The organism is Ferdinandcohnia sp. Marseille-Q9671 (assembly GCF_976954385.1).
In genome coordinates this window covers 1,726,692-1,740,962 of record NZ_CDRJTA010000001.1, presented here as the reverse complement: position 1 = coordinate 1,740,962, position 14,271 = coordinate 1,726,692, and the positions used below count along the sequence as shown (strand labels likewise).

Genomic DNA, 14,271 nt, shown 5'->3' with positions numbered 1-14,271 from the left:
TCAAAAGGGAGTACACGATGAATCATATTGTTGTATTTGGATCGGGTGGACATAGTAAAGTAGTTATTGATGTCATTGAAAAGTCCGGTCAATATCATATTCTTGGATTAGTAGACCCATATAAAAAAGTTGGAACAAGAGTAATGGGGTATGAAGTAATTGGTGCAGAAGAAACATTACTTGAACTCAAAGGTAAGATAGTTGGTGGCATAGTCGCGTTAGCTGAAAACTGGAAAAGGGCAAGTATCGTGAAAAAGGTTCTATCCCTATACCCAGAGTTTCATTTTGTCTGGGCTATTCATCCTTCGGCCCAAATTGGCAGAAATGTAAAAATAGGAAACGGGTCAGTCGTTATGGCTAATGCAGTCATAAATAGTGATACAACAGTTGATAATCACTGTATTATTAATACAAAAGCATCTTTGGACCATGACTGTAAACTTGGTGAATATGTTACATTAGCCCCCGGAGCTTCAGTTGCTGGTGGTGTGACGATAGGTAACCATTCGGTTATTTCAATGGGTACTAATGTGATTCATAATCGAACCATTGGTGCACATACAGTAGTTGGAGCGGGATCGACAGTATTACATGACCTAGAACCACATGTAGTAGCTTACGGAACACCAGCTAGAGCAATAAGAAAAAGAATAGCTGGAGAGACGTATCTGTAAACTGGGTCAAGGGGACAGGTACCTTGTCCCAGAACCATTTAAATATAACCTATTGATAGCACCTGACATGTCTGTCAGGTGTATTTTTATGTTCTGCAGAAGTTCATAGTTTATTAGATTTTAATCTGTTTAGTGTCCTATATTCGATTTCTTTAACTGCTCTTCAAACCTCCTTTTTTTCTCAGCGAAGCTCTTATTCTGCTCGGGTTCTAGCTGTGGATTTTCACTGTTAAACCATTCAGGCAGTAGTTCTTGTCGTATTGGCTTTATTAGGGTGTGTTTCTTCTGCTGATAATGTTTATAAGCAAGACGATCCTCATGAATATCCTCCACCGTCTGAATACCTTTGTTCACCCAATCTAGTAAGACAGCGTCCACGTAGTTCCAGCGCTGTGCCCCATTTTCTATTGCGAGTTTCATTGCCTCTATCACAAGGTCATTTGGTACTTTACCACACCAAGTATTTATTTTATCCTCAATAAATTTTCCTATCATTCCAAATCCGTTTTGCTCAAAGAATTGAAGCGGGTCATCTTCATTTTCTAAGTCCTTTGATGAAGAAGATGAATTCTCTGATGTAATCTTTGTAGTAATCTCTGTAGAAACCTCTGGTATTGGTGTGTTCAGGTTGACCATTTCTTCACTGCGAGTTGAACTTCTCTTTTGCTCACTTTGAACATACAGATTGTTCATCTCGGGCACTTCTACTGCCGCATTTGAACAGACGTCCTGTTCAGAATGGACAGATGACGTAGATATGTCCACTGTCCCATTCATTTTAGAAGGCATACTTTGGTAGTCTTCTTCCACTTCTTTTTCATCAAGTTTAAGCTCAGATAGAACTTCGTAATTAATGGAATACCATTTCGTTTTATCCATTCGGAGTTTATTGAAGTTATTGGAGGAAAGGTAGCCTGCGTTTTCTAATTTTGCAATGGTTCTTCGAATGGTGCTTTTGGAAAAGAAAGGGATTTGTTCAACGAACTCATCGTAGGTTAGATACACCCATTTACGGTCAAGATAGATATGTTTGCTACGCTGAAGCCAATAATGGATCTGTTGTAAGATAATACTTTCATTTAAGCCAATTGTCACTGCAAGAGTCGGTACGACAATAAGCGGTCTATCATTTAGCAGAATATTTCCGGTCATGTTTGTCTACATCCTTTATGATTGAGTTTTTGGGACAAGGGGACAGGCACACTGTCCCAGTAGAGAGTTTTAGATTCCTAGTAATGGTTGTGATTGCACAGTTTCTTGGGTTGTGTATTGTAACATGCACATGGCCGTGCGTTGATATTGTTTTAGAAGTGTATAGTGGGATTCACCCATGGATAGTGTTTGATTATTTTTTAGAATGATACTAGATTGAGATGTTGGATTGGTTATTATGGCTGGTACAATTGCTTTCACATGGTATTGGAAGATCCAGCTGCACTCAAACGCAGTAGGAGAGTGAGTAGGAAATGCGAAGATATTTCTTCGGGGGTTTATCGGAAGTGGCACCTTTTGTATGGCTCCAGTTAAATGGGTGACAGCCTTCCGCCTTCCTTCATAGGAGGCTCCACCTTCTAAACAAGCTGCTTTAATAATTTGGAGTGGTGTTTGTTTTACATAGATCGTTTGATGCTCCTCAATAACAATAGCTGAATACTCCAGATTGGCAGTTGGTAGAATGGCCATTGTTTGAGGGGTTACTTCATATACCGTTTGGATTTCTGACATGAGGTTCTCTCCTTAAGTGGGTATTGTAGCGGGGATTTTTACTAGACTGATAATCGACCGAAGTGAAGGATGATTGAAAAGAGAAATGAGATGAGGGATGTTTTCGGGGCATTTTATTTTTCAGATTCTAATTTAGTAAGGATGCTTGCGAAATTTTTATTTAAATCAATGATTTCATCATGATATTTGTTTGGAATCTTTTCATAAATATCAGCAATTGTATGTGTTAATTCACTACGTATATCTTTGTCACTACTAACGGGAGCATCCTTTGAATACAACTCGTTAGAATAAATACCCAGTTCTTTGTAGATTTTTTCTAGTAAACCAAGTGAAGGGTTTGCTACGCCACGCTCAATTCTACTTAAGTAAGTGGAAGATATACCTACTTCTCCCCCTAAGTATTCCTGTGACATCTGTTTCTCTTTTCGAATCCTTCTGATTTTACGACCAATTGCCTTCTTTAGCATAAAACCACCTCTACATTAAGTAAAGCCTAGATCAAAGGATTCGTGAAGAAACTGATAGTTCTAGTATCTTTAAAGTGGAACTGTCAGTTCGTATATGCATAAAAAATGTGGGACAGAGGGACAGGTTCCCTGTCCCAGTTGTTGGGTGTGATAGTTATTGGGTTATTAAGTTTGATGATTACTATTTTTTGTGAAAGCCCTAAAGGGCTCTGGGGGAGAATTCGAATTGTTTATAGTGGGGATATTAATAAATTTTGCAAGAAGAGATTGTTTTTTTTCAATAATAATAGGCTATTTTATATTAATCTGTACTAATTTGCTAACTTCCATTTCAAACAAACGATTGATTGGCAATCTATATCAACATCAGCTGGTATTCTTCTAATTCAAACAAACGTTTATTTAGTGAGAGAATGTGTATTTAAAAAGAAGCTGTTATACTACTAATCTACGAAATAATGTTATACGAGTAATTTGAGGGAGAGCAGGAGTTTTGGGAGCTTGGCTCCTAGCCCCGTAAACAGCCGGGACAAGGAACCTGTCCCCATGACCCACAACTGGAATGGACTTATCCATCTTAAATTATTTGGACAATATCATACTTTATTGGATATGAAAACGCTTATCATTTTGTTATTGTGAATGGGAAAGTAAAGGAGGAGACCATAAATGATAACGAAACTTGACATAAAGAGAAGTGTGAAAAATCCCCTTATTACACCGGAAGATGTAAAACCATCCCGTCCTGATTTTACAATTGAATGCGTCTTCAATGCAGGAGTTGCACGTTATGAAGATGAAGTTATATTGCTTATGCGTGTTGCTGAGCGCCCTGTTCAAACAAATCCTGAAGTATTGACTGTACCTGTATTAAAGCAGGATGGAGATAAGTTCTATGTTGATGTATTAGATATTGATCGAAACAATCCAGCGTATGATTTTTCTGATCCGCGGAAAGTGAAACAAATCGATATTGATACGTATGTCTATTTAACTTCAATGTCCCACCTACGTATTGCTAGAAGTAAGAATGGCGTTGATTTTGTTGTGGAAGAAGAGCCATTCCTATTCCCGAACAATCGTTATGAGGCGTTTGGTGCTGAGGATCCACGTATTACCTATATTGATGGAAGCTACTATATTAACTATACAGCGGTTTCTGACAAAGGAATTACAACTGCATTAGCAAGAACGGAAGATTTCAAGTCAGTAGAAAGACTAGGCATTATTTTCACAACGGAAAACCGTGATGTAACAATTTTCCCTGAAAAAATTAACGGGAACTATTTTGCCTTACATCGTCCGGTTCCAAAGCAAATTGGCCGTGGCGAAATGTGGACAGCCACTTCTCCGAACCTGACACATTGGGGAGAGCATAAGTTTCTAATGGGAGTGGAAGAAGGCTGGCAATCTCAAAAAATCGGTGGTGGAGCAGTTCCGTTCAAGACAGAAAAAGGATGGATTGAAATCTACCATGGAGCAGACCGTAACAACCGCTATACCCTTGGAGCTGTCCTGCTAGACCTAGAGGATCCAAACAAGATTCTAGCAAAAACAGATGAACCAATTCTCGTTCCAGAAGCAAAATATGAACTAGAAGGTTTCTTCGGAAATGTTGTCTTCACATGTGGTGTATTATTTGAAGATAACATCGTAAAAATCTACTATGGCGGTGCCGACAACGTAATGGCACTAGCAGAAGTTCATATCGAAGAAATCTATCGTGCGTTAAATGTGTAATACATTTTAAGTGTTTACTAAAAAAACTATCTTATGTAGGTGATTGGAGCGCATGGCACGAGACTCCTGCGGGAAATGCGTGGCCAAGTGAGACCCCGCAGGAGCGTAGCTCACGAGGAGGCTCACGGACCGCCCGCGGAAAGCGAGTGCCTGGAGCGGAAATCACGAAACATACCTCAATGAAAGAAAGGTAATGGAGTTTTAGTAAGTACCGTAATACAAGACAGTAAACCCTTTAAAAATAGGTACCTATATCGTTGGGTACTCTATCTTTTAAAGGGTTTGTTTTTATGTAGAAGGACTTTCAAAATCTATTGGAAAATATACACAAATATAAGATGTTATCCTAAAAATTTATCATTTTGTGATAGCTAGTTGAAATTTTCGGATATTATCGTAATTTTTTCGGATTTTATAAGCTAGGGAAAAACCTATAATGAAGATGTAAGGGAAAAGTAAGCGTTTTCCCTAAAGAGTAGAAGGGGGAAATATTATGTTGAAAAAATTATTGTCAGTTTCAGTGATTCTGTCAGTATTGCTTTTAGCTGCTTGTGGAAGTAGTGAAGAAAAGAGCAGTGGAAGTAAAGATGGCAAAATCGAACTTTCATTCTGGAACTCTTGGTCTGAAGATAGCCCAGAAAATGATGTAATGCTAGACAGAGTGGAAGCGTTTAAAAAGGAAAATCCGGATATCACGTTAAAAATGGAATCGATTCCACCGGATCAATATAAAACAAAGCTTAAAACACAGGCTGCAGGTAAGCAATTACCAGATTTAATTCAAACATGGCCGGGTGCTGAATTACGTCCACTAGCAGAAGGTGGCGTGTTAATGCCAATCGATGATATCGTTGGTGACTGGAAGGATACTGTTATTCCAGCTGAAACACTTGAAGATTACGCAATCGATGGAAAGCAATATGCAATCCCAGGAAACCAAGTATTCACAAGCATTATCTATTATGACAAAGACATGGTAGCAAAAGCTGGTTTCGAAGAATTCCCTACAACATATGAAGATTTAAAAGTACTAGTAGAAAACTTGAAAAAAGAAGAAATCAATCCTATCGCACTAGGTAACAAAGCAAAATGGCCATTACAGTCTGTATACATCTCTACAATTGCTGATCGTTTTACTGGAAGCGAATACGTAGAAAAAGTACTTGCGGGTGAAGCGAAATTCACGGATAAAGAGTTTGTTGACGCATTAGGTGTAATCGCAGAACTATCTGATTTAGGAACATTCAATAGTGATGCAAACAGTATTGATGACAATCAAGCAGCTGACTACTTCCTACAAGGAAAATCAGCAATGTTCGTAAATGGTACATGGGCACTAAGTGGACTAATTAGCAACGCACCAGAAGGTAAAAACCTAGGTGTTGCAAAATTCCCTGCAGTTGAAGGTGGAAACGGAGAAGCAACAAAAGTTTCTGGTACAACTGGATGGGGTATCGCGTTAAACAGCGAATTATCTGACGAGAAAAAAGAAGCAGCAGTGAAATTCTTTGAATTCTTATACTCTGAAGAAACATATCAAGAATTAATGAACGTTGGTACACTTGTACCTGCTACAGTTGAAGTGCCAGAAGAAACAAGTGACCTGTTCAAAGAGGTTGTTGAACTAACAAGCGGTGGTATCGCACCTGTATATGATGCTGTATTACCAGCTGAAATCACAGACATCATCAACAACGGACTACAAGCCATCTCAATCGGCCAATCAACACCTGAAAAAGTAGCACAAGAAATGCAAGACGCAGTTAAATAATGGGACAAGGGGACAGGCTCCCTGTCCCAACCAAACAAGAATCAAGGAGAGTTTTTGGACAAGCGCCTTGTCCTTCCAAGGAGAACTTCTCCTTGGTTCTTGAATTTTTAGAAAGCACGCATACGCAAAGTAGATTTACACTTTGTTTATGGTAGAGGAGGAATACACAAATGCATATCCTACAGAGAAATAAGCTTGCCATCCTCATCGGATTGATCCCCGCCCTACTTATCTATCTAGTTTTTAGTATTATTCCGATTGTGATCTCGATGTACTATTCATTTATGGAATGGAATGGATTCGGTCCGATGAAGTTTGTCGGGTTCCAAAACTTTATAGATATCGCAAAAGACCCAATCTTCTGGAAGGCCGTTAAAAACAATATTTATGTTGTAATTGCTTCAGTATTTGGTCAAATTCCAATTGCGTTAGGACTTGCTCTTTTATTAAATCGAAAAATCAAAGGTGCTAAATTATTCCGTACAATCGGATTTATGCCTGTTGTTATTTCAACTGTTGTTATTTCCTTAACATGGAACATGTTTTACAACTCTGAAATCGGGTTCATCAACCGCTTTTTAGAAGCAATCGGACTAGGTAGTATCGCACAGAACTGGCTAGGCGACCCGAAATGGGCAATGATTTCCGTATGTGTCACTATCATTTGGCAGTTCGTTGGTCTTTATTTCATTATCTTCCTAGCTGCATTGCAAAATGTACCTGCTGAAGTGCTTGAGGCTGCTGAAATTGATGGAGCATCAGGCTGGAAGCGTACCTTGTTTATTACCATTCCAATGATTTGGGATTCAATCTTAATCGCCGTTATTCTTTGTATCAGTGGAAGTTTACGTACGTTTGACCTTATTTATGTTATGACAAACGGTGGACCAGCCCACTCAACTGAGGTTATGGCCATCTATATGTATGAAAAAACATTCTCATCCATGAAATACGGATACGGTAGTGCCGTGTCATTATATATCTTTGTCTTTAGTTTATTGTTAATCTGGATTTCAAAACTAATCCTACAAAGAAAATCGAAGTAAGGGAGTGAGTCTCATGGAAAGTCAATTAACGATGAAAAAGAATACCAAAGCCGATGTTCAATCAAGTAAAAAAGTGAACATCAAGAAGTTCATAAAACAACCGATTATCTATATCGCGCTCATCATTTTTAGTTTGATTAATGTCTATCCAATTGCATGGATGGTTATCAACTCCTTTAAGAGTGAGCAAGAGTTTTCATTAGATCCATTCTTCTTACCAGATACGTGGAGATGGGAAAACTATGTGGAAGCATGGCAGACTGCGAATCTAGGAACTTACTTTTTCAATAGTATCTTTGTAGCTGTCACATCAGTTGTCATCACTGTATTATTCGGTGCGTTGGCATCTTATTTCTTAGCACGTTTTTCTTTTAAAATGAACAAATTTATCTATGTTATGTTCATCTTCGGGATGATCATTCCAATACACGCAACACTTGTACCGATGTTTATCTTAATGAACAAAATGGGTCTTCTAAATACAGGTTGGACATTGCTATTTCCATATGTAGCCTTCAACCTACCGATTACAATCTTTATTTTAACAAGCTTTATGAAGGCTTTTCCAAAGGACATTGAAGAGTCCGCAATCATGGATGGCTGTGGCGTATTCCGCATTTTCTGGTCCATTATTTTACCAATGTCACGTCCAGCTATCGCAACTGTAACAATCTTAAACTTCATCCACTGCTGGAACGAGTTTTCATTTGCATTAGTATTAATAAATGATGCATCACTGAAAACAATCCCACTTGGATTAGCAAACTTTGCTGGTCAGTACAACACTAACTACACCGGTCAGATGGCAGGCTTAACGATGGTTATCATTCCAACAATCTTGTTATACATCTTATTGGAAAAACACATTGTAAAAGGGATGACTGCTGGAGCGGTTAAAGGGTAATTCATTAGTAGTAATGAACTCGATTGTATAAACTAAGGATAAGCAGGTAGGAATCGGGAAGATACTAAGTAGAAAAGAGTGAGACAACGTATTATGAGGAAACTTCCTACATTTAAAGACGCGAGCCTTCGGGTAAAGGCTAACTTAATCTTTTTACTTGTCGTCGTCTTTCCGATTCTTATTCTTGGTTCGGTTATCATAGTTGAGATGAACAATGTCATGAGAAAGCAGGCTCTTGATTATACGGAAGGCCATTTGAATACAGTAGAAAATAGTTTGCATACAGTTGTCCAAGACATCGAGGACATCTCAACGTATATGATTTTTAGTGATGAATTTCGTGATTATCTATCAAGTCCTACAGTGGTAAATGGAACTCTTGCTCATACCGAGCTTGAGGAAGACCTAGTGGGATTCTTTGTTTTTCACCTCATGGCTAAGAATTATTTGAATTCCATTACAGTAGATGGTGTGAATGGGAATGAACTTTATTTAGGAGAACCGATTGAAGCGGATGAGACGTATTGGGAGGAACAGGCAGAACAAGCGGCAGGTGACATTAGATGGAGCTTGGCTTACCCGGTGCACAGCTACTGGACTGGTGAAGAAAATGTCGTGTCCATGTTTCGGGTAATCAACGATATCAATAACATCAATCGAAAAATTGGTTCAGTTACAATCCGATTAAAAGTTGATGAATTGACGAAAATGCTAAACGCAGGCCTTCCAGTTGATAATGGAACAACCTTTATTTTAGATCAGGCCGGCAAGGTCGTGCTCCATGAGGACAAAATGCTATTAGGTAAAGCGTACCCAGATCAAGGGCTACTTAAGAAAATCATGAATGGCTCTGATACCAATAGTTTTTCGTATTCAGTTAAAAACGAAGATCTTTTGGTGGCTTCAAAGTTTAGTGAAAGTGGTGGCTGGACGGTTGTTACCACGATAAATGAAGAAGATATTGTTAACGAACTTCGGGGAATTAGATATGGAATCTACATCTTCCTTGTTGTCACGACAGCATTAGGTTTAATTGCCATCATTGGCTTCTATATTACAATTATCAATCCAATTGTCGACTTAACAAGGAAAACGAAACAAGTAGAAGAAGGGGACTTCTCTGTTTTTGTTGACGTCAACTCAAAAGATGAAATCGGTCGCCTCAAACACCGGTTTAATCAAATGGTGGGTCAGATTCAGCATTTAATCAATACAAAATATCGTCTTGAAATAAAGCAACGAGAATCTGAGTTAACGGCCCTTCAAAATCAGATCAATCCCCATTTTTTATATAACACATTGGATATGATTCGATGGACGGCACGGATGGAAAAGGCAATGGAGACAAGTCGATTAATCGAACTACTATCAAAAATGTTCCGGATTAGCTTAAGTAGGGGACAGCTTTGGATATCATTAAAAGAGGAGCTAACTTATGTCGAAAGCTACTTAGAGCTTCAGAAAAAAAGACTTGGTACGAAGTTGTCCTACCAAATCACATGTGACGAAAGCATTCAGGATGTAGTGGTATTGAAACAAATACTGCAGCCACTTGTTGAAAACTCAATTGTCCATGGTTTCAAGGGAAAACTGGACATGGGTATGATTCAAATAACAGTCCACGAAGCAGACGAGGAGATTATCATTGACATCGTTGATAATGGAAGCGGAGTAGATGTCAAGAAGATGAATGAGTACGTGAGAGAGCCGATCGATGACAGCACAAGCTTTGCATTATCAAATGTGAATGACCGAATTATCATGGCTTTTGGGGATGAGTATAGCATGACGTTTATGGAGCATGAGCAACCAGGAACTTGGGTAAGGGTAAAGCTTCCGGCATTCCGTGACAAGCCTAACCTAAAAAGCGTGGAGAAGGAATAGGTGAGTTTCATGACTGTGAAAATGTTAATTGTGGACGATGAACCAATTATTAGCCAAGGATTACGATTAACCATTCCATGGGATGAATATGGAATTGAGGTCATTGGCGAAGCAGGTAGTGGAAAGGAAGCATCCGAAATCCTGTCCAACCAACAGGTGGATATTGTCTTAACCGATGTCCGGATGCCTGAAATGGATGGAATACAGCTCGCAAGGTTTATTCATGATTCGATGCCTCATGTTCACGTCATAATTATTAGTGGCTATGATGAATTCGACTATGCACAGAAAGCAATTCGTTATCAAGTAAAGGACTATCTCTTAAAGCCTGTCGATATCGATGAATTAGTAGAGAAAGTACAGCAATTAAAGAATGAAATACTCCTTGAAAAGCATCAAGAAGCAAATGTGGAAAAAGAAAAAAAGCGAGAAATTGTTTCCCAGCTTATCCTGAATCCTCAGTTACAACTACCGAATGCGACTCCTGATCTTTTTGAAGAAGAGAGGTATTGTGTAGTCGTAAGTGAGATACCAGACTATGCGACGGTATCGGAGGAACTAACTTCAACAGAACTTGAGGAATTTAGGAAGACATGGAGTGACTCTATTTCTAGTGTATGTTTGGATTCGATATCCTTTTTTGCACATGTAAACCTTCTTGTTGCTGTGGTTTTCTCAGTGGATCATGAGGAAATTCGGAATGGACTTGAACAATTGGAACTCCAGCTACGATTTGGTGTTTCGGATGTGTTTAAAAATCCGTTACAGGTATACGAAGCCCATCGACAAGCAGTGGACGCCATTTTTACAAAGGAACTTTCAACTGAAAAAGTCCTCCTATACAAACAAACTCAAGAGCCTTTGAAAAAGGTAGACTATATGCACCTTTATGAAACACTGTTTACTCATGATTACGAGAAGCTTACTCAACTTGTAGATGAACTTTTTACGAACATGTCTCAGGAAAAATATGATCTTAACGAGATGCGTGTGGTTTGCCATGAACTGAATGAAACCATTGAAACAAAGTTAAAAGGGCTGCTAACGGAAACTGCTTTTGCAGATGTTTCCTACCGTGTGACGATTGAACTCGATCTTCATTTTTACAATACGTCAAATTGGTTAAAGAAGTTGTTGCTATCAGATTTAGACATGTGGCTTGGCATTCTTGAAAAAGAAAATCAAGGGAAGAAAAGCTGGAGTGTAGAAAAGGCAATTGAATATATCTCAGAAAATTATCACCGTGATTTAAAGGCATCTGAGGTAGCAAATGAAATCCATATTACGCCGAATTATTTTAGTATGATTTTTAAAAAGGAACTCGGAAAATCCTTTAATGAATATTTAAATGATTTGCGGATTGAAAAAGCGATGAGGATGCTAACGGAAACTTCGGACCGGATTTATGAAATTGCGACTGAGGTTGGCTACAAGGAATATAAGTATTTTGTTCAGGTGTTCAGAAAGAAAACGGGAATGACACCAACTGATTACCGGACCTATAAAGGAATTAACAAATCATAAGAGCAAAGGATGAGAGTAATGAAACTAACTCAAAACTGGAAGATTCAGCATTTTGAGCAGGGGGAAGTTCGCGATTTACTCGTAGCTGCCCCAGACTATATCGACCATTTTTGGATGTCTGCCAACGTACCTGGAGATGTTCATTCCACATTGATTCAAAAGGGATTAATTGAGAATCCGTTTTTCGGACATAATGACCTTAAATCAAAATGGGTTTCGGAAAAAATCTGGTGGTATCGTACAGAATTTCACTATGACAAGAATAGTCTTCAGTCAGATGAACGCCTCGAGTTAATCTTTGAAGGACTTGATACGTACGCGACTGTATATCTGAATGGATGCGAGATTGCATCCACTGAAAATATGTATATCCCACATACATTTGATGTAACAAGAGAAGTAGTGAATGGAAAAAACATCATTGCGGTTAAATTTGACGTTGTCGCAGATGTTCTAAAGGAAAAAGAGAAGAACTATTGGTCAGGGTACAGTAAAGACCGTATTTGGGCACGTAAAGCTCAATCTCATTTTGGATGGGACTGGGGTCCACAAATCGTAACAGCTGGTATCTGGAAAGATGTTCATCTTGAGAAAAGAAAAATTGCTAAGATCGATAGCGTGTTTGCAAGAACAGTAGAATTGCAAAATGACAAGGCAATCGTTGAAATCGATATTGAAACAAAGACATTTGTACGTAATCATCCATTGTCCGTTAGCATGAAGTTCCATAACGGTGAAACGGAGATAATTAAAACGACTGAGGTTACAAAAAACAAGGCGAAGTTCACAGTGGAACTCGATAATCCGAAGCTCTGGTGGACGCACGATCTAGGAACACCACATTTGTATACTCTTGATGTGGAACTTTTGTGCGAAGATGAAGTGATTGCATCCGAAACAACCGATGTTGGTGTACGTACAATTGAAGTGATGCAAAAGGATGCTGAAGGCCATAACCGTTTTACATTTGTATTAAATGGTGTTGAAATCTTTGCGAAAGGTGCAAACTGGATTCCAATTGATAGTTTCATAGGAGCAACTCCGGATTCTCGATACAGCCAGCTTTTAACCCAAGCAAAAGAAGCACATATGAACATGATTCGCGTATGGGGCGGCGGAATCTATGAGAGAGAGATTTTCTACCAAGAATGTAACCGCCTAGGACTTCTTGTATGGCAAGACTTCATGTTTGCTTGTGCATTGTACCCGGATTACAACTATAACTATATGGAAAATGTTCGAAAAGAAATCACAGCTGCGATTAAAATGTTACGTAATCACCCATCGATTGCGATTTGGTGTGGAAACAATGAAAATGATTGGCTCTATGAAGTTGAATACGCAGCGGGCAACATCAATACGCCATTTTACGGAGAAAAAATTTATCATGAGTTGATTCCTGAATTGCTAGAAGAGATGGATACAAGTCGTCTATACTGGCCGAGCTCCCCATTTGGTGGAAATGACCATGACTCACAAGAGGTGGGAGATCGTCATAACTGGCAAGTATGGCATGGAAATGTAGAACCTCGTCAATTTGGTGAGAACCTAGGACAGGATTATAGTGTCGAAGGTGTTTCCTTTAAAAACTATAAGAAGGATTATACTCGTTTCAGCAGTGAATTTGGTATGCATGCTTCGGCAAATCGATTTACATTAGAAGACAATCTTCCAGAAGGTACGTTCTACTGGGGCAGTGATGAAATGTCTTATCGTAACAAGGACTATCATCACCAAAAGGGAATTATGCTTATGGAAGGGTACACAGGAATTCCGACGGACATTGAGGAATACATTAACTTCTCCATGCTTACTCAAGCAGAGGGATTGAAGTGTGGAATCGAGCATTACCGTCGTAATAAACCATTTACAAGCGGTGCGCTCGTATGGCAGCTCAATGATTGCTGGCCAGGTACTAGCTGGTCGATGATCGACTACTATCAGCTTCCAAAAGCATCGTACTTCTATGCGAAGAAATTCTTCCATCCGCTATTGCTAACGATTGACCATGATGCAGGAAGCGATCTTAATATTTGGGTTGTGAATGATTATGTGGAGAAATATACCGATGTACTAGAGTTGAAGGTTGAGAGCTTTAGTGGAGAAGAATTGTTTACTACAACCGTTCCAGTTGAGGTAAAGGCTAATGCGTCTGTTAAAGTAACGAGCTTTACAGAGGAAGAGTTGTTGAAAGGTTACCCTGCAAATGAGGTTGTGGTTCGTCTTTCTTCTACAGAAAACAAGGCACAGCATAATGTGTATTATTTGAGAGACCACAAAGATCTAGAACTGCCTCAAGCTCAGCTTGCTGTTGAAGTAGATGAAGAGAATCAAAGGATTACTGTTCGTACGGACAATGTGGCGAGAATGGTAAAACTAGAGATTCCAGCAAAGAAGATTCATTTTAGTGACAATTTCTTTGATTTATTACCGAACGAAACAAAAACGATCCAAATCGGTCATCTTGAAGATGAAAAGGTAGATTTCAGTAAATTACGTGTGTCAGCAATCAATTCGGTACAATAAGGTGGAG

At 38.9% G+C, this 14,271-nt stretch carries 11 protein-coding genes; 8 read left to right on the top strand and 3 right to left on the bottom strand.

Annotation, left to right across the window (positions count from 1 at the left end):
• Window positions 1-17 precede the first annotated feature (17 nt).
• Window positions 18-674 (top strand): acetyltransferase, encoded by a 657-nt coding sequence (locus ACWNMY_RS08855; RefSeq protein ID WP_449537865.1) that lies wholly within the window; start codon window positions 18-20, stop codon window positions 672-674.
• A 129-nt stretch (window positions 675-803) separates the two neighbouring features.
• Here ACWNMY_RS08855 and ACWNMY_RS08850 read toward each other — a convergent pair whose 3' ends face one another.
• The 3 genes from ACWNMY_RS08850 to ACWNMY_RS08840 all read right to left on the bottom strand — a co-directional run bounded on the left by ACWNMY_RS08850 (window position 804) and on the right by ACWNMY_RS08840 (window position 2,869).
• Window positions 804-1,826: a DnaD domain-containing protein gene (locus ACWNMY_RS08850; protein WP_449537864.1), complete on the bottom strand. Its 1,023-nt coding sequence runs from the start codon at window positions 1,824-1,826 to the stop codon at window positions 804-806.
• Between the two features lie 69 nt (window positions 1,827-1,895).
• Window positions 1,896-2,399 carry a competence protein ComK gene (locus ACWNMY_RS08845; protein WP_449537863.1) on the bottom strand — a complete coding sequence of 168 codons (504 nt, stop codon included), beginning with the start codon at window positions 2,397-2,399 and terminating at the stop codon, window positions 1,896-1,898.
• Window positions 2,400-2,512: 113 nt separating this feature from the next.
• A complete protein-coding gene (locus tag ACWNMY_RS08840) occupies window positions 2,513-2,869 on the bottom strand; it encodes a helix-turn-helix domain-containing protein (RefSeq protein WP_449537862.1) in 357 nt (118 codons plus the stop codon).
• A 669-nt stretch (window positions 2,870-3,538) separates the two neighbouring features.
• Here ACWNMY_RS08840 and ACWNMY_RS08835 point away from each other — a divergent pair.
• The 7 genes from ACWNMY_RS08835 to ACWNMY_RS08805 all read left to right on the top strand — a co-directional run bounded on the left by ACWNMY_RS08835 (window position 3,539) and on the right by ACWNMY_RS08805 (window position 14,264).
• Window positions 3,539-4,609, top strand: a complete 1,071-nt coding sequence (locus ACWNMY_RS08835; protein WP_449537861.1) for a glycoside hydrolase family 130 protein — start codon at window positions 3,539-3,541, stop codon at window positions 4,607-4,609.
• 493 nt (window positions 4,610-5,102) lie between these two features.
• A complete protein-coding gene (locus ACWNMY_RS08830) occupies window positions 5,103-6,380 on the top strand; it encodes an extracellular solute-binding protein (RefSeq protein ID WP_449537860.1) in 1,278 nt (425 codons plus the stop codon).
• Between the two features lie 170 nt (window positions 6,381-6,550).
• Window positions 6,551-7,426: a carbohydrate ABC transporter permease gene (locus ACWNMY_RS08825; RefSeq protein WP_449537859.1), complete on the top strand. Its 876-nt coding sequence runs from the start codon at window positions 6,551-6,553 to the stop codon at window positions 7,424-7,426.
• Window positions 7,427-7,439: 13 nt separating this feature from the next.
• The gene (locus ACWNMY_RS08820) at window positions 7,440-8,330 is read left to right on the top strand and encodes a carbohydrate ABC transporter permease (protein WP_449537858.1); all 891 of its coding nucleotides are present in this window, start codon (window positions 7,440-7,442) and stop codon (window positions 8,328-8,330) included.
• A gap of 93 nt (window positions 8,331-8,423) precedes the next feature.
• Window positions 8,424-10,214: a cache domain-containing sensor histidine kinase gene (locus tag ACWNMY_RS08815; protein ID WP_449537857.1), complete on the top strand. Its 1,791-nt coding sequence runs from the start codon at window positions 8,424-8,426 to the stop codon at window positions 10,212-10,214.
• 9 nt (window positions 10,215-10,223) lie between these two features.
• The gene (locus ACWNMY_RS08810) at window positions 10,224-11,738 is read left to right on the top strand and encodes a response regulator transcription factor (RefSeq protein WP_449537856.1); all 1,515 of its coding nucleotides are present in this window, start codon (window positions 10,224-10,226) and stop codon (window positions 11,736-11,738) included.
• An 18-nt stretch (window positions 11,739-11,756) separates the two neighbouring features.
• Entirely contained in the window at window positions 11,757-14,264 is a 2,508-nt protein-coding gene (locus tag ACWNMY_RS08805) for a beta-mannosidase (RefSeq protein WP_449537855.1), read from the top strand.
• The last annotated feature ends 7 nt before the right edge of the window (window positions 14,265-14,271 follow it).